At 45.6% G+C, this 16,801-nt stretch carries 11 protein-coding genes; 9 read left to right on the forward strand and 2 right to left on the reverse strand.

Annotated elements, in window-relative coordinates:
• Positions 1-300: 300 nt before the first annotated feature.
• Both PK654_RS19100 and PK654_RS19105 read left to right on the forward strand, forming a co-directional pair.
• Positions 301-2,940 carry a diguanylate cyclase domain-containing protein gene (locus PK654_RS19100; RefSeq protein WP_271700659.1) on the forward strand — a complete coding sequence of 880 codons (2,640 nt, stop codon included), beginning with the start codon at positions 301-303 and terminating at the stop codon, positions 2,938-2,940.
• 471 nt (positions 2,941-3,411) lie between these two features.
• Positions 3,412-5,013, forward strand: coding sequence for a methyl-accepting chemotaxis protein (locus PK654_RS19105; RefSeq protein ID WP_271700660.1), 1,602 nt, complete (start codon positions 3,412-3,414; stop codon positions 5,011-5,013).
• Between the two features lie 63 nt (positions 5,014-5,076).
• On the opposite strand, the gene PK654_RS19110 is transcribed toward PK654_RS19105, so the two are convergent.
• Together PK654_RS19110 and PK654_RS19115 are read right to left on the reverse strand one after the other, a co-directional pair.
• A complete protein-coding gene (locus tag PK654_RS19110) occupies positions 5,077-6,780 on the reverse strand; it encodes an FAD-dependent oxidoreductase (protein WP_271700661.1) in 1,704 nt (567 codons plus the stop codon).
• A gap of 184 nt (positions 6,781-6,964) precedes the next feature.
• A complete protein-coding gene (locus tag PK654_RS19115) occupies positions 6,965-7,153 on the reverse strand; it encodes a YgaP family membrane protein (protein ID WP_271700662.1) in 189 nt (62 codons plus the stop codon).
• Positions 7,154-7,307: 154 nt separating this feature from the next.
• On the opposite strand from PK654_RS19115, the gene PK654_RS19120 reads away from it, so the two are divergent.
• The 7 genes from PK654_RS19120 to PK654_RS19150 all read left to right on the forward strand — a co-directional run bounded on the left by PK654_RS19120 (position 7,308) and on the right by PK654_RS19150 (position 16,787).
• Positions 7,308-7,601: an ArsR/SmtB family transcription factor gene (locus PK654_RS19120; RefSeq protein ID WP_271700663.1), complete on the forward strand. Its 294-nt coding sequence runs from the start codon at positions 7,308-7,310 to the stop codon at positions 7,599-7,601.
• Between the two features lie 235 nt (positions 7,602-7,836).
• On the forward strand, positions 7,837-11,154 hold the full coding sequence (locus tag PK654_RS19125) for an efflux RND transporter permease subunit (RefSeq protein ID WP_271700664.1): 3,318 nt from the start codon (positions 7,837-7,839) through the stop codon (positions 11,152-11,154).
• Positions 11,151-12,197, forward strand: a complete 1,047-nt coding sequence (locus PK654_RS19130) for an efflux RND transporter periplasmic adaptor subunit (RefSeq protein WP_271700665.1) — start codon at positions 11,151-11,153, stop codon at positions 12,195-12,197. The genes PK654_RS19125 and PK654_RS19130 overlap by 4 nt, the downstream gene beginning before the upstream one ends.
• Positions 12,198-12,341: 144 nt before the next feature.
• The gene (gene agaR, locus PK654_RS19135) at positions 12,342-13,112 is read left to right on the forward strand and encodes a transcriptional repressor AgaR (protein ID WP_271700666.1); all 771 of its coding nucleotides are present in this window, start codon (positions 12,342-12,344) and stop codon (positions 13,110-13,112) included.
• Positions 13,113-13,531: 419 nt separating this feature from the next.
• Complete coding sequence (agaR, locus tag PK654_RS19140) at positions 13,532-14,320, forward strand: transcriptional repressor AgaR (protein WP_271700667.1); 789 nt, start codon at positions 13,532-13,534, stop codon at positions 14,318-14,320.
• Positions 14,317-15,615: a D-tagatose-bisphosphate aldolase, class II, non-catalytic subunit gene (locus PK654_RS19145; protein WP_271700668.1), complete on the forward strand. Its 1,299-nt coding sequence runs from the start codon at positions 14,317-14,319 to the stop codon at positions 15,613-15,615. The genes agaR (PK654_RS19140) and PK654_RS19145 overlap by 4 nt, the downstream gene beginning before the upstream one ends.
• A 5-nt stretch (positions 15,616-15,620) precedes the next feature.
• Positions 15,621-16,787, forward strand: coding sequence for an SIS domain-containing protein (locus PK654_RS19150; RefSeq protein ID WP_271700669.1), 1,167 nt, complete (start codon positions 15,621-15,623; stop codon positions 16,785-16,787).
• Positions 16,788-16,801 lie beyond the last annotated feature (14 nt).

Genomic DNA, 16,801 nt, shown 5'->3' on the forward strand with positions numbered 1-16,801 from the left:
GTTAGTAAAAACCGGATAAACTATAATGATATAGGCGTAAAGTTTTGGTTAAGTCGGCAATGGATGGTGAAGGTTTTTAGCGAGAAAGAAAAAGGTGCCGGCATAGCAGGCATCAGACAGATTCAAATTTGGTGGATTATTCAGGGCTGCCTGAGGAAGTCACAACCTTAATAGGTTTCTAATATATAGTAATATTTTTAATGTATGTGGTTTAAATGATAGGTATAATTTTAAATTATATGTTGATTCAATAATGCGGAATCAACTCGTTGTCCTTTAAGCAGTGTGTTAAGCGATCTTATGTTCAAAGAAAGTTGTCTGAATAACGCGAAAAGAATTTTAGCAATATTGGCAGCTGGTTTGTTCTGTATGGCGATTTGGTGGCAGTTGAGCAGTTGGTACCAGTCGACGCTGGCTGACAATCAGTCAGAGAAAGTACGTATTGAGCTTGATCGGTTTACCTATGATCTCGCCTCAACTATACAATCGAGAGAAAACCTTCTTAATGCTCTTGCCTCCTATGTTGAAACCGATATCGCTAATGCTGGTTTCTATTCTGATAAACGGGCAGAAACCTTTATGGCCGGCCTGTATACTTCCACGGCTGGAATGCGCAACTTTGCCATTGCCCCAGAAGGCAAGATTAGCCTTGTCTATCCGCTGGCGGGCAATGAAGAGGCGTTGGGACACGATCTTCTGACGGATCCTAGTCAGGGAGTGAGTGATGTTTCAAACAAGGCGATTAAGACACGGCAAATCGCCTACTCAGAACCTTACGAGCTCAGGCAGGGCGGACTGGGTGTGGTGCTGAGAAAAGCGGTCTATAGCGATAGTGGCTTCTGGGGACTGGTAGCCATGGTTATGGATATTATCCCGGTTATTGAAGATGCGGGTTTAACGGCCAAGAGCGGCGGTTTGAATATTGCAATCCGTGATAGCAAAGGCAGTATATTTTACGGCTCGGAAGAGGTGTTTGATAACGCACAAGCAAGCAGTCAGGTCAGTTTAACCGACGGTAGCTGGGAAATTGCCGCAACATCCATAGGTATTGGTTCTTTAGACAATAAGTTGCTTACCTTTAAGCTGGTATTGGCCGGAACCTTGATTCTTCTTGCCGGTTTAGGTGTATTTCTTTTACCTGCAGCAAATAATAAACAAGATCTGCTCTATTCATCACAGACATTTTTCGAGCATCTTACCCGTATACCAAACCAAACAGGCTCTAAGCATAGCCGAGCGCCAAACTGGATGAGCCCTTTAATGACCAGTATTGCCATTGTGGCGATTGTTGTCGGTTTTTATCGTTATGTTGAACAGAGTGACAGTAATGTCCAGCAGCATAACTTTACTCAGTTGCTGAGTACGCTCAACAGTGATATTGAAGCAAAACTAAATACAGACAGAGAGTATCTGCAGTTAATTGCCGAAGAACTGGCGCAGGAGAATCTTGACCCTGATTCCTATCAGCTAAGAGTGTCCAGTTATGTGAATGATCATCCGGGATTGATCAATGTCACCTGGGCAGACGATGAGTTTGTGATCCGCCATACCGCACCATTGGAAGGAAATAGTCAGGTTATCGGTCTTCAGCTTTTACTGCCTGAACCTAAACGCGCTTCAAGGCTTGCCTATAACAGCGGGCAACCTGCTTATACCAAACCTTTTACTGTCATTCAGGGTAAGCCTGCTTTTGAAGTCTATGTGCCCATAATTTATCAAAACCAGTTTAAAGGTACTCTGGGCGGGGTGTATTCCATTAAGAAACTGATGGAGTCACTAATAAAGAAAACCCCTGAGTTATCTGAATATCGTCTTGAGTTACTTGATTCGGCAGGAAACAGTTACTTCCGCAGCGAGCTAACAGACTACAACATCGCATTTTCTAAGACGGTCCCGGTCAAACCTGTGGGCGGGAATTTATGGATTAAGCTGAGCTCATATCAGAAAGGCCCAAGTAGTAATATGCAGATGTTGATGCTGTTTTCGATACTGCTTGCTGCCGGCTTGGTGACTAGTATCTGGGTTCAGTACCGGGAGAGTTACCGTCACTGGCAAATAAGCAAAGAGCTTCACCAGAGTCAACAACACTTTTCCGCTGTTGCCACAGCATCTCCGGCAGCTATTGTAATAATCAGTCAGAAAACGGCTAAGATTCTTTACGCTAACCATCAGGCTAACAAGCTGTTTAGTCATATCGATAACTCGATCATAGGATGGAATAGCGATGATCTTTATGCGGATAACAAAGATCGTCAGCTATTTTTCGCATCCGTAGCTGAGCATTCACAGGTTGAAGGGCTGGAGCAACGGTTAATAAAAGCGGGAGGGGAAACTTTCTGGGGATCCCTTTCCGGCCGTCTGGTCAGGCATGATAACGAGGCTGTGCTGGTGGCGTGTATTTTCGATTTGAGTGAAAGAAAGCGCTATGAAGATCAGCTATATACTCAGGCTCATTACGATAATCTGACGGGTCTGCCTAACCGGAGGCTGGCGTTTGAAAAGCTGGATGTTGCCGTTAATAAAGCGCGCTCTGACGGACAAAAAGTCGCCATCTTGTATATCGATATTGATCTGTTTAAGAACATTAACGATTCATATGGTCATATTGTCGGAGACCAGGTTCTTATTGAATTTGCAGACCGTCTTCTTGATTCTGTCCGCGGTCAGGATACGGTAGCGAGGCTGGCTGGTGATGAATTTATGATTATTCTGCCGGATCAGGCAGACAGAGCGGGAGCCAAGCTGGTTGCAGAGAAAATTGTATCCAGCTGCGCTCAACCGGTTATAGCGGATGAAAACCAAGTGGCTGTCAGCGTGAGTATCGGTATCAGCCTCTATCCTGATGATGCCGATGACAATAACCGCATGATTAAAAATGCTGATACGGCCATGTACCAAAGTAAAAAACAGGGCAGGAATCAATACTATTTTTACCAATAAAATAATAGTGCCGAACATTAACTATTAACATGCTCTTTAAATAGCGTTCCAATTAACACTGCTTTTATCTTTATTTGTAATATGAGCATAAGTTATTTACTAGCTCTGATTTTTAAATAAGCGACAGGGTATGTCGTTTTATTTTCTACGCCAATATATAATTAGTTAATATATTAATTAATGTTCAATCACAACTGTTAACCAAAGGTTGTGTGATTGATCTTATTCTATATTTACCCGTTTATACTTTTGTTAATGCAACATTCAACAATTTGCACTAGTTCAATATTCATACAAAACGTGCCAAATAAAATGGGTCAGAATGCTTAATAGTGAGTATTATCAGCACCGGTAAATCAACCCAACCTCTTAGAAAATAGCCTAAAGCTATAACTACTGTTGCCACCTGATAAAAAGCAGTTTTTCAGGTGCAACCAGTCGTTCATTATTATAAAAATCAAGGATACTTACATGCTACTGGTCAGAAGAGTTTTGCAGCTATTAGGGCTGCGGAATATTCAGTCTCAACTATTACTGCTGATAATGGTTCTGTTTGCATCAGGACTTATCGCTATGTCTATTATTTATTTCGGTATGCAGGCTGACGCGACAACAATAAATACCGCAGGAAAACAGCGCATGTTGTCTCAGAGAGTCGCTAAAGAAGCACTATTTATACGCTCGGGCTATGGTAATGAAGCCGCCGTTGAAAACAGCATGGATCAGTTTGAATCAGCAATGCAATGGCTAATTAATGGCGATAAAAGCAGAGAGATATCTGCACCTGCAACGGAAGAGATTAAATCACAGCTGGACAAGGTTAACCAGCTTTGGCACCTGTACCGGGACGATATTCGCCTGCTGATTAGTCATAACCAGTCGGGTGATTTTGCACAAGCCGGTGATGTTGAAAAAAGAGTATTTGAGCGGGCACCGGTTGTGCTGAAAGAGATGAACAAAGCGGTACTGATGATGGAAGCTCAGAGTAATACTGATGTTAAACACAATATGTTGCTTTCTCTGTTGCTGATTACTTCCCTGCTATTTCTGTCCGGTTGTTTTTACTGGTACGTGAGCCAGTTCCTGATGAATCCGTTATTACCATTGAGAGAAGCTTTGCAAAAACTCTCTAAAGGTGATCTTACCTTCTATTTACCTGCTGATGACCGAGAAGACGAGATTGGCATGTTGTACCGTGATTACAACGGTGTGTTAAAAGATTTCTCGACAATTTTAGGTAACGTTGTCCGTTCAAGCGAACAGCTGAGTGTATCAAGTACTCAACTGAAAAATGCCGCGGCAGCCAATGCTGAAGGCATGGATAGCCAATACCGTGAAATTGAGATGATCTCTACTGCTATGAATGAAATCAGTGCCACCATTCAGGAAGTGGCAAGCAGCAGTGCCAACGCGTCAGATTACACCGACAATGCTCAGTCAGAAGCCACCAGCGGCCGGGAGACGGTTAAGATGGCGACATGTACGATTGATGAGCTGAATCAGCAGGTTCAGGGAGTAGGAGAGTCTATTTCCATTCTTAACGAGAACAGTCTGCATATCAGTAAGGTACTGGATGTTATTAATGAGATCGCGGAGCAGACCAATCTGCTGGCACTAAACGCTGCTATTGAAGCTGCCCGTGCAGGTGAGTCAGGCCGTGGCTTTGCTGTTGTGGCTGATGAAGTTCGTGGTCTTGCGGCCAGAACGGCAAACTCCACTCAGGAAATTCAGCAGATGGTTGAAAAGCTGCAGAATCAGGCTAAAGAGTCGGTATCCGCTATTCAGCATAGTCAGCAAAAAGCGGCTGTGGGGGTTGAGCATATGCATCAGGCAGATGCGGCTCTTGAACGTATTGTTGAAGCGGTTGTTGCCATAAATGAGATGAATGCTCATATTGCTACTGCAACAAAAGAAGAGAGTGATGTCGCCAGTGATATGAATGAACGCATTGTTCATGTGGCAGAAACCTCCAACACCACCAGAGAAAATGCGGCTAATAACCGCCAGCTTGCTGAGCACTTATCCGAAGTAGGAACAGTGCTACGTGACGATACGGTTCGTTTTACCCTATAGCGATTAAAAAGAAGCCTCTGATATTTATCAGAGGCTCGATAGATAAAATCGTGGTTAGCCGTTTCAGGCTTTCGCCACAATGTAGGTTCTGTAGCCACCAATCAGGTTTCTTGCTTTATAACCGTTATTAACCAGTTGACGATAGGCAACGTGACCCCGTAACCCAACCGCGCAATAGATGATTATCTCCTTATCCTTTGGAAGTTCATCCATTCTTTGTCTCAGGGAATCCACCGGAATATTCACTGCTCCCTCAATAAAACCGGTCGCTCTTAACTCACCCGGTGTTCTGACATCAAGCAGAAACTGATCTTCCGTCAGATTATCAATTTCATCGAAGTGGATAGCTTTAGCGTCACCGACACGAATGTTCTGGGCAACAAAGGCAGCCTGATTAATGACATCTTTAGCACTGCCGTATGGCGGAGCGTAGGTGAGTTCCAGATGTCGTAACTGGTCAACGGTCATTCCTGCACGCTGAGCGACCGCCATAATATCGATTCGCTTATCGACACCATCTTTACCGGCAGCCTGTGCGCCAAGTATTTTCCCTGTGTATGGGCAGTAGAGCATCTTAAATGACACCAGTTCAGCGCCGGGATAGTAACTGGCATGGCTGGCGGTATGAACATACACTTTTTCAAAAGCTGTGCCTTCTGCTTTAAGAGAACGTTCATTTTTGCCTGTTGATGCCACAGCGAGATCGAAAATCTTACAAATAGCCGTTCCCTGTGTGCCCTGATAGCTGTCCTGTTTGCCAAACATATTATCCGCCGCCATTCGCCCCTGACGGTTGGCCGGGCCGGCAAGGGGAACAAGGGTTGGTTCGCCACTGATAAAGTCAGCTTCTTCGATAGCATCACCAACGGCATAGATGGCAGGGTCACTGGTCTGAAGCTTTTCATTAGTATAAATACCGCCAAGGGAGCCAATCTGTAATCCCGCTTCCGCTGCAAGTTTGATTTCCGGGCGGACACCGATTGCCAGTATCAGAATATCCGTGCGAATTGATTCACCGTTACTTAACTGAAGGCTGAGTTGTCCTTCAATATGCTGCGACTCATTTATTTCACCGGCTTCCAGTGAGGGTACATGTTGACTGGCGATATATTCGACGGATTCAAGGGCGACACCCAGCTGAAGATCGATACCCTTTTCGCGGATCTCGGCATGAGCGAAGCCTGCCATTTCTCTGTCCAGAGGCGTCATAACCTGATCGGACAGTTCAAGCAAGGTTGTTTTGATTCCCCGCTGATGGAAAGCCTCCATCATCTCCAGCCCGATAAAGCCACCCCCGACAACCGTCGCGTGTTCAGGCTTGTTCATTTCGATGGTTTTTAATATGCCATCCATATCGGGGATATTGCGAAGCGAGTGAGTGAGGGGATTATCTAAACCCGGGATTGGTGGTACAACGGGTGCTGCACCCGGACTTAACAGAAGAAAGTCGTAACTTTCACTGTATTCTGAACCATCAAGCAGGTTCTTTACTGTGATGGATTTGTCAGCACGGTTAATAGAGCAGACTTCACTGAAGATACGCACATCAATATTGAAACGGGCAAGAAAACTATCGGGAGTCTGCAACAAAAGCTTGGAGCGATCCTGAATATCACCGCCGATATGATAGGGCAGACCGCAGTTGGCAAATGATACGAACTCGCCCCTTTCAAACATTATAATTTCAGCATCTTCACTCAGGCGGCGGGCACGGGCAGCAGCAGAGGCGCCTCCGGCTACCCCGCCGATAATGACGATTTTGGTCATAGAAAACTCCAGAACTTACGATAAATAATAAAAAGATTACTCGGGTATAAAATAAACACAAAAATCTAAAAAAGCAGACAGCCTATCCGGTATTTTTACAACGGAAAACTATCATGCTTTTTTAGATTTTAGAGTGATCAATAACATGAATACGCTTTAAAGAAGCGTATTCTTCAGCAATAAATCAGCTACTTAGCCCCAGTTTCTTCAAAACTGACACCGCCGGACAAAAACCGGTAAAGGCACTTTGTATCAGGTTAAGCCCGACAAATACGGTCAGCCAGACAAAGTTAGTATGTACCGTAGCGGTCAGGATAACGGATAGCAGAATCATGCTACCGGCCAATACTCTTACTCCATTTTCAATCGTCATGATTGTCTCCTCCTTTGATTTAGGTAAAATATATAATGCTAATGTAGTAATGTCTAATGTTATTTGTGGTTAAATAGAAAAAAGCTAATTAAGGGTTGACTAAATAAAGTGTATTAGTAAAATCTAAATAAGAAAATCAATAAAAGAGGTGGTTATGGACATTGAAAAAATGCAGGGCAATGCAACTTATGTTTCTGAACTACTTAAAACAATGGCCCACCCGGAACGTTTAATGGTGCTGTGCCAGTTAATGAGTGACGAAGTCGGAGCAGGGCGGTTGCAAGAGAACTCTTCCCTGAGTCAGTCTGCATTTTCGCAACATCTGACGGTGCTTCGTAAGCAGGGACTGGTAAAAATCAGAAAGGAGTCACAACAGGTTTTTTACTCTTTATCTGACGATCGGGTCGCTTCGTTGATCAAAAGACTGCACGAGATTTACTGCATCTAATCGGTTCTGGCCAAAGACGCAAAAGCGGAAAGAAGAACATTTTTAGCTGACGATGGATTCGGCGGGGTTTGTTCGGCCTGAAAACGGACTGAGCGGTAAGAACTGATTGTACCAATTGACATATATCAAACAGAACAGACTTTTATACACAGTTAACAGTATTGATAACTACGCTTAAACAGGTTTTGTAAAAAGATCATGAGTATCAGGATGTTAAAGCCTAAAGGAGATGAGAATGAGCAGGGAGTTTAAAGGTGGATTTGTTCATAGGGTGATGAACAGTTTCTTTCCTCCGATTCTTATTATACTTGCCTTGGCCGTAGGAGCTGTCTCCCTCTGGCTGACTCCGAAAGAAGAAGACCCGCAAATTGTGGTTCCTATGGCCGATGTACTGATTCAGGCTCCGGGTCTGAGTGCAAGGCAGGTAGAGAAACAAGTTACCGAACCATTAGAAAAGCTGGTCAGCCAGATAGATGGTGTTGAGTACGTTTATTCCACGTCAATGAAAGGGGCGGCACAGGTTGTTGTGCGCTACTTTGTCGGTGAAGAACGGGAAGATGCTCTGGTAAAGCTGTATAACAAGCTTTACTCCAATCAGGATAAGATACCGGCGGCGGTAAAAAGCTGGGCGGTAAAACCGGTTGAGATTGATGATGTTCCCGTTGTCGTCGCTGCTCTCTACTCTACCAAGCCGGATATATTAGGCAGTTACGAGCTGCGCCGTATCGCTACTCAGGCTACACAACGTCTCAAATCCCTCGAAAGTACCAATATCGTTGAAGTTACCGGTGGTCAGCCGAGAACCGTTGAAGTTTCACTGAACAGTGCGGCAATGGCCAGCCGTAAAACCGCTCTTGAAGATCTGAAAAATGCCTTTGCATTAAGCCATAATAAACAAGATTCCGGCCTGATACATACGGCAGGAAACGTCTATCAACTGGAATCAGGACAGTATTTCAGCCGTGCAGAAGAGCTGAACAATCTGGTGGTAAACGTGGTTAACGGCCGTCCCGTTTATCTTAACGATATTGCCGAGATCACCGATGGTGCAGAAGAAGCGGCCAGTGATACCTGGTTTCAGTTTGGTTCTGCTGATCAAGCGCCAAGCGAGATCTATCCGGCGGTATTTATCTCTGTCGCTAAGCAAAAAGGCTCGAACGCCGTCGAGGTTGCAGACAATGTACTAAAAGAGCTTGCCAGCCTGAAACAGCAGCAATTTCCTGATGGTGTTGATTACAGCATAATTCGTAACTACGGTCAGACTGCCGATGATAAGGTGAGCAATCTGGTGTCCAGTCTGGGAATCTCTATCTTAACCGTCGTTGTGTTTGTCGGCTTGTTCCTTAACTGGCGCAGCGCATTAGTGGTGGGTATTGCCATACCTATTAGTTATGGTGCCGCCCTTGGTATGGACTTGTTGTTCGGTTACTCCATTAACCGGGTGACGCTGTTTGCCTTAATCCTCGCCTTAGGTTTGATCGTTGATGATCCTATTGCCAGTATCGATAACATTGAACGCTACCTGAAACGTAAGGATTTAAGCCGTACAAAAGCAATAGTACTGGCCATGGCAGAGATCCGCAGCGCGCTGTTAATGTCTACTGTTGCCATTGTTATCGTGTTTACCCCAATGTTTTTTATCACAGGTATGATGGGGCCTTATATGGCACCACTGGCGTTTAATGTGCCAGTGAGTGTGGTGTTTAGTACCGTTGTCGCCTTTATGATTACCCCTTGGCTGGCGAGAAAGATCCTGCGCGCGGCAAAAGAGTCGGGCAATTACGATATCAACAGCACTCTTCTCTATAAAGGGTATGAGAAGTTACTGCAGCCATTACTGAAGAGCCGGCGTAACAGTTGGTTGTTTCTCGGCTTAGTTGCTGTTCTTTTTGTAGCAGCAGCTATGTTGCCGGCAATGCGGCTGGTTCCACTTAAACTGCTGCCCTATGACAACAAAAATGAGTTCCAGCTGGTTCTGAATATGCCGGAGCAGTCGAGCTTTGTTACAACCTCTAATGTGTTAAGGGAGTTCTCTGAATACTTGATTACCGTTCCTGAAGTGGTTTCTGTATCTGCATTTTCCGGTGTTGCCTCACCAATGGACTTTAATGGCATGGTCAGGCACTACTTTATGCGTAGTCAGCCAAGTCAGGGCGAGCTACGTATCGTACTGGCAGAAAAGGAGCGCAGGCATCATCAGTCACATGAGGTGGTTACACGTTTAAGATCAGACCTTGAAGCGATTGCAAAAGATCATGCAGCAGACATTCAGTTGGTGGAGGTTCCGCCGGGGCCGCCGGTCATCTCCACCCTGACAGCAGAAGTGTATGGTGTGGATACCACCTCTTATGAAGATCTTCAGGCTGAAGCGGAAAAAGTGGTACAGCGCCTGAAGCGGGAAGCCTTTGTCTCAGAGGTAGACAGCTCGATACAGGGTGAATATGAAACCTGGCAGTTTGTAGTGGATCGGGAAAAAGCAGCTTTGTCGGGTGTTTCTGTACAGGATATCAATCAAACCATTTCAGCAGCCAACAGAGGATTTGTGCTGGCCAATATGCAGGCGGAAAGAGAGATCGATCCTCTTGCGGTTAAGGTTCGACTTCCTGCCTCTGACCGTGATGATATCGATAAGCTGCTCTCTCTATATGTTCGCGGCCGGGCCGGAATCGCTAAACAAGAGGTTCACGGTTCATTAGTGGATGCGCCTCAACCATTGGTTCAGCTCTCTGAGCTTGGTGAGTTTGTCCGCTATCCGGCTCAGCAGCCTATTTATCATAAAAACCTCAAGCCTGTGGTTTATGTCTATGCAGAATCAGTCGGGCGGGTACCCGGTGAGATAGTGGCCGATGTGATTGCCGATTTCGGACAAGCGCAAAGTGACCAGACAACCCCTTATTCTGAGCGAAACTATCTGAACAACGGTGGTGGTGACGGCTGGAGTGTGTCAGAAGGTACAGAGATTATCTGGAGTGGTGAGGGAGAGTGGAAGATCACTGTGGATGTGTTTATTGACCTCGGTATTGCCTATGGAACAGCACTGCTTGGTGTGTTCCTTGTAATGTTGGTGCAAACGGGGCTTCCGGCAGTGTCTGGCATCATTATGCTGGCTATCCCTCTGACTGTTATAGGTATTATGCCCGGTTTCTGGCTGCTGAATGCCATGGGAGAAGAGATTAACGGTTATCCGAATCCGGCACTGTTCACTGCCACAGCCATGATCGGCATGATAGCGTTGGCCGGAATCGTGGTCAGAAACTCATTGGTTCTTATTGAATTTATTCATCAGTCACTTGAGAAGGGTAAGCCCCTTCGTGATGCACTAATTGAATCGGGTGCGGTAAGAATGAGGCCGATACTGCTTACCGCAGGAACAACCTTGCTGGGTAATGTGGTGATTACCCTTGACCCGATTTTTAACGGTCTTGCATGGGCGATTATATTCGGTATTGCTGCATCAACAGTGTTTACCCTGTTAGTTATCCCGGTTGTGTATAACCTTGCTTATCAAAATGTTAAAGGGCACGGATTGCCTGTTGTGGAGGAAGAAGTATGAAGACATCAAAAGCCTTATTAGCTGGTGTCCTGTTCGCTGTGCTCGGTTTACTGTTTATGTATATGGCCGGAAGCTTTACAGAAAAACTGCCTGAACAGAGAGTTGTCAGGGAATCTGACTATCCGGATATGAAGACAGTGGTTCTGAAGAAACAACAACATCTGCAACAGAGAGCCTTCAGCGGTACGGTTATTGCGGATCAGAGAGCCATATTGTCGGCAAGGCTGACGGCAAGGGTCGCTGATATTCTGGTCGATGTTGGTGACACAGTCCGGCAGGGCGATGTGCTGATGCGTCTGGAAAGTGACGATCTGGATGCCCGTGTTCAGCAGACAATAGAGGCTCTTTCTTCTGCACAAGCCCGCCTTAATGCTGCCAGAAAAGAGTTCAGGAGAGTGGATGAGCTGGTTAAAAAAAACCTGTTATCTAAATCTGAATTTGATCGTGCTGAGAGCGAACTGAAAACCGCACAGGCAGGATTTCGTCAGGCACAGGCTGCTGTTTCAGAGGCTGAAACTACCCTTAATTACAGCATTATTTCGGCACCGTTTGATGGTGTGATAACCCAGAAAAGTGTTAACCGGGGTGATACTGCCACTCCGGGAATGCAACTGGTCAACATCTATAATCCGGCCACTTTGCAGCTACAGGCCGATATTCCTGAATCACAAATCAAGTATGTGAAACTTGGCAGCCAGTTAGCTTATCAGCTTCCCTCTTATCAGCTAAACGGAAAGGGTGAAGTTGTTGAGATCTCTCCGGCCGCGGACAGCACTTCGCGCAGCTTTGTAGTCAAGCTGAAATTGGACAATAAACAGCACCTTTATCCCGGTAGTTTTGGCCGGTTATCCGTTGTCAGCGGCCAGATTAGCCAGCTGCTTGTACCCAGCCAGACCCTTTACCACATTGGCCAGTTGGATTATGTCAAGGTCGTAGAAAACGGCAGCGTGATGACCAAGCTGGTGCAGTTGGGTGAGAACAATGTGGTCAGGAAAGGACTGACTGAGGGAGAGAAATTAGTCGTCGATCCTCTGAAATACTAACTTGAAACCGGTTTGTTTCCGACCCGCGACCTTGCAAATGCAATCGCGGGTTTTTTTATATAACGTTTAATATGCAATGAAGTACTTGATTCTTTAAATAAAAAAGTAAAAATAGAGGCTATTGCCAACTAAGGTATCAAGACTATGACAAAGACAGCCCAACGCCGAGATGACATCCTAACTGCTATTCAGCAGCAGGGGGCTGGCAGTGTCGAAGATTTTGCCCGCCAATTTGACGTATCCAGTGTCACCATCCGCAATGATCTTAATGTCCTTGAGAAGCAGGGCTGTGTTGTACGTTGTTACGGTGGTGCAACTATCAATAAAAGTTTTGCTTTCGATCGTTCACTGGCAGAGAAGGGAAAAATTAAATCTGACGTTAAAAGTCAGATAGCCCGTAGGGCAGTGGAGTTAATTGAAGACGGCGATACCGTCATTCTCGATTCAGGTTCCACAACAGAAAAAATTGCTCAGCACCTACCGAAAGATAAGTCATTGGTTGTGATGACAAACGCCATCAATATTGCCTATCAGCTAGCCAATAGTGACAACATTGATGTGATGGTGACGGGAGGAACAATAAGGAAAAATGCTTTCTCCCTTCATGGCGAAAATGCAGAAGAACAGCTGGAGAAATACCGGTTTGAAAAACTGTTCCTTGGCGTTGACGGCTTTGATCTGGAAATGGGAATAACAACACCTCATAAAGGTGAAGCCTTAGTAAACCGTGCAATGTGTAAGGTAGCTAAGACCATTATTGCCGTTTGTGATTCGTCAAAGTTCGACCGGCGCAGCTTCTGTATTATCGCCACACTGGAACAGGTTGACGTTTTAATTACTGATAGTGGCATCCCTTCTCATTACGCTGACAAATTGCGCTCAATGGGCATTGATGTGCAGATTGTTAATCTGTAACGAACGAATCAACACCTCTCTGTCTATAAATTCTCTCTACGCTTTAAAGTGCTGAATGGTCATATCTGCTGATCATGCTCTATACAGACTAACCACTTAATCAGGTTAAAAACGGATTATGTGATCTCGATCGATCACAAACCCGAAATGGTTTATATCAGCCAGTTCTGTTACGCCCTTTCATTTATCTATTTCGTATTGTCTGTTTTTCAATGGTTTTACCCTGCTGAATCGGGATAAAAGAAAGATATAACCTTTCGCTTTGCTGAGACAGAAAGGTTTTTTGCTTTCATTTTGCCTCAGGTCGCCTTGTGATCACGCCAACATAATCGGTTTATTTTCGATGCTTAAATATAAAACGTAAGCAAGCGAAGCTAAAAAGCAAGCAACGAAACTAAACGAAAGGTGTGAATGTTACGATGACAAGCACAGAACGCAGACAGCAAATTGTTGACTTTATTCGTCAGCATGGAGAAGGAAAAGTGGATGAGTTTGCCCACCAGTTTTCTGTCTCTACAGTAACAATTCGTCATGATCTGAATCTTCTGGAGAGTCAGGGCTGCGTATTTCGCTGCTATGGCGGCGCCACCATCAACCCCAATTTCGCCTTTGATCAACCTCTTCACCGCAAAGGGCTGCTGAACAAATCCACCAAAGAAAAGATTGCTGCTGTCGCAGCGGCAAAAATTCAGGACGGCGAAGCCATCATTCTCGATTCAGGATCCACAATCGGCCATATGACCAGTTATCTGGACAGGAAACAGGGCTTAGTGGTGATGACCAATGCTATCAATACAGCTTATCAGTTAACGGCTTTCGATAACGTCGACCTGTTTGTAGTAGGTGGAAACCTTCGCCGTTCCTCTTGTTCACTTACGGGCAGTCATGGCGTCTCTCAGGTTAAAGATTATCGCTTCGATAAGCTGTTTCTCGGTGTTGATGGTTTTGATCTTGAAGCGGGAATCACCACCCCCAACCAGAGCGAAGCTCAGGTGAACAGGGCAATGTGCGATGTTTCAAGGCAAGTTATCGCGGTAACGGATTCAAGCAAGTTTGGCCGCAAGAGCTTTTGCATGATACGTGCAGCCGGCGATATAGACGTGCTGATTACTGACAGCGGCATACCTGAGCACTATCACACGGCGCTAGAAGAAATGGGTGTTGAAGTCATTCTGGCAGATCAGGTTTCAAATCAGGAAAGCAAATGAAACATTTAATTGAACTAATTAAGCAGCATAAAAGTGGTGAACTGACGGGAATTTACTCCGTCTGCTCGGCTCATCCGCTTGTTCTGGAAGCGGCCATCAGGCAGGCAAAGAGGGACAACAAGCCGGTGTTGATTGAAGCAACGTCCAATCAGGTCAATCAGGATGGGGGTTATACGGGAATGACCCCGTCTGATTTTGTCGGTTTTGTCGGCTCAATTGCGGATTCAGTGGGGTTTGATAAACGGCAGATCTTGCTGGGTGGCGATCATCTTGGCCCTAATTGTTGGCAAAAACTGGATGCTGAACAGGCGATGGTGAAATCGGAAGCCTTGATAGCAAGTTATGTAGAAGCTGGTTTTCGCAAGATTCATCTGGACTGTTCAATGTCTTGTGCCGGTGACAGCCAGCCATTAAGTGATGAAGTGGTAGCGCAGCGCGCAGCGCGGTTATGTCAAGTTGCCGAACAGAGCTGGCGACAAGCCGGAGGAGAAGCTCCGGTGTACATTATTGGTACTGAAGTACCTGTTCCCGGAGGGGCAAAAGAATCACTTTCTGCTGGCGTAGAAGTAACGAAACCTGAGGCGGCAGAAAAAACCATCACAGTACACCAGAAAGCCTTTGAACAGTCTGGATTACAACAAGCTTGGCAAAGGGTCATAGGTCTGGTTGTTCAGCCCGGGGTTGAGTTCGATCATCACACGGTTATTCAGTATCAGCGTGAAAAGGCGCATCGACTTTCGGAGTTGATAAATAAGTATCCTTCAATGGTGTTTGAAGCGCACTCGACCGATTACCAGCCAGACAGTAACTACAGAGCGTTAGTTGAAGATCATTTTTCCATTCTGAAAGTGGGTCCGGCGCTTACATTTGCAATGCGTGAAGCCCTATTTGCTCTGGACAGAGTAGAGCAGGAATGGATTGCCGTAGATAAAAGAGCAAACCTTCGTAAGACTCTTGAGCAGGTAATGCGGGAGCAACCGGGCTACTGGCGTGACTACTACCAGAGTTCGGGTAATCAGCAGTATCTGGATTGTGCTTATAGCCTGAGTGACCGGATCCGTTATTACTGGCCGGATCAACAGGTTGAGAACGCCTGCGCCAAACTTATAGATAACCTGAATCAAAACCCGGCACCGTTAACTCTGCTTAGTCAGTATATGGCGGAACAAGCTAAAGCGGTCTCCGCCGGAGAAATAGATAACACCCCTAAAGAATTAATCATTAACAAGGTAATGGAAGTTACCAAGGTATATGCCTGCGCCTGCTCTCAGGAGCACAGTGGGCATCAGGAGTAATCGTTATGAATCACTATCTTGGCTACGCCGAATCATGGCTGGTCGAACACAGGGCAAACCATACGGCAAAGGAAATCGAGCAGCAACCTAAGTTGTGGCGAAACCTTGTCGGTATTATTGAACAGAGGAGGGCGGAAGCTGATGCGTTTCTTGATCCTTTAACAAGCAATAAAGATCTAAGGATCATTCTGACCGGAGCCGGAACATCCGCTTTTGCCGGTGAGGCTATTGCGCCGTATCTGCAGCAGTTCAATAACTTTAATGTTGAAGCTATCGCTACCACAGATATCGTCTCTAATCCTGAGCAATATCTGCAAAAGGACATAGCGACACTTATGGTCTCGTTTGCCCGTTCAGGTAACAGCCCGGAAAGCGTTGCTGCCGTGAATCTGGCTGATCAACTGGTCGACAATTGTCACCACCTGTTCCTTACCTGTAACCCGGACGGCGAGCTTTCTGTACATGCCAATAACCATAGTAACGCGCTCTGCATACTGATGCCTGAAGGCTCGAATGACAAAAGCTTTGCTATGACCTCCAGTTTTAGCTGTATGACTATGGCTGCCATCGCATTACTTAGTGGTGAAGATCAAAAAGATCTGGCAGACAAGGTAGAGCGTATTGCTTCAATGTGTGAAAGCAAAATTCAGCAGTGGATTGAGCCGGTACGCGCTTTAGCATCACTAGCATACAACCGCTTAGTCGTCCTTGGCAGCGGCGGATTTAGCGGACTAGCCCGTGAGGCTGCCCTTAAGTCCCTAGAGCTGAGTGCAGGAAAAGTAATAACAGCATTTGACTCGTCTCTTGGTTTCCGTCATGGCCCGAAATTTTCAATTAATGAACACACTCTGGTGGTTCAGTTTATATCGACTGATGCCTATACACGTAAGTATGACATTGATTTGTTTAATGAAATCAAAGGTGATGGTCAAGCGTTAAAGCTTATCGCCATTGCCGGTCAGGGCTTTGATGATCAACAGGTTATAGAGCTGGGTGGTACCGATTTAGATCAGGTGTGGCTGAGCTTCCCATACATACTGTTTGCTCAGATGCTGGCATTTGAGAAGTCATTAAAACTTGAACTTGGCCCGGACAACCCGTGCCCTAGTGGTGAAGTGAACCGTGTGGTGCAAGGGGTTTCAATTCACGACTATCCGGTTAACAACCAATAAACAGACTCAAAAGG

The sequence above is a fragment of the Vibrio sp. SCSIO 43137 genome, from assembly GCF_028201475.1.
Classification (GTDB): Bacteria; Pseudomonadota; Gammaproteobacteria; order Enterobacterales; family Vibrionaceae; genus Vibrio.

What these genes read in the sequence shown, in the direction of transcription:
- agaR (WP_271700666.1), top strand. Translation starts at nt 12,342, where the DNA reads ATGACAAAGACAGCCCAACGCCGAGATGACATCCTAACTGCTATTCAG.
- PK654_RS19150 (WP_271700669.1), top strand. Translation starts at nt 15,621, where the DNA reads ATGAATCACTATCTTGGCTACGCCGAATCATGGCTGGTCGAACACAGG.
- PK654_RS19100 (WP_271700659.1), top strand. Translation starts at nt 301, where the DNA reads ATGTTCAAAGAAAGTTGTCTGAATAACGCGAAAAGAATTTTAGCAATA.
- PK654_RS19145 (WP_271700668.1), top strand. Translation starts at nt 14,317, where the DNA reads ATGAAACATTTAATTGAACTAATTAAGCAGCATAAAAGTGGTGAACTG.
- PK654_RS19130 (WP_271700665.1), top strand. Translation starts at nt 11,151, where the DNA reads ATGAAGACATCAAAAGCCTTATTAGCTGGTGTCCTGTTCGCTGTGCTC.
- agaR (WP_271700667.1), top strand. Translation starts at nt 13,532, where the DNA reads ATGACAAGCACAGAACGCAGACAGCAAATTGTTGACTTTATTCGTCAG.
- PK654_RS19110 (WP_271700661.1), bottom strand. Translation starts at nt 6,780, where the DNA reads ATGACCAAAATCGTCATTATCGGCGGGGTAGCCGGAGGCGCCTCTGCT.
- PK654_RS19125 (WP_271700664.1), top strand. Translation starts at nt 7,837, where the DNA reads ATGAGCAGGGAGTTTAAAGGTGGATTTGTTCATAGGGTGATGAACAGT.
- PK654_RS19115 (WP_271700662.1), bottom strand. Translation starts at nt 7,153, where the DNA reads ATGACGATTGAAAATGGAGTAAGAGTATTGGCCGGTAGCATGATTCTG.
- PK654_RS19105 (WP_271700660.1), top strand. Translation starts at nt 3,412, where the DNA reads ATGCTACTGGTCAGAAGAGTTTTGCAGCTATTAGGGCTGCGGAATATT.
- PK654_RS19120 (WP_271700663.1), top strand. Translation starts at nt 7,308, where the DNA reads ATGGACATTGAAAAAATGCAGGGCAATGCAACTTATGTTTCTGAACTA.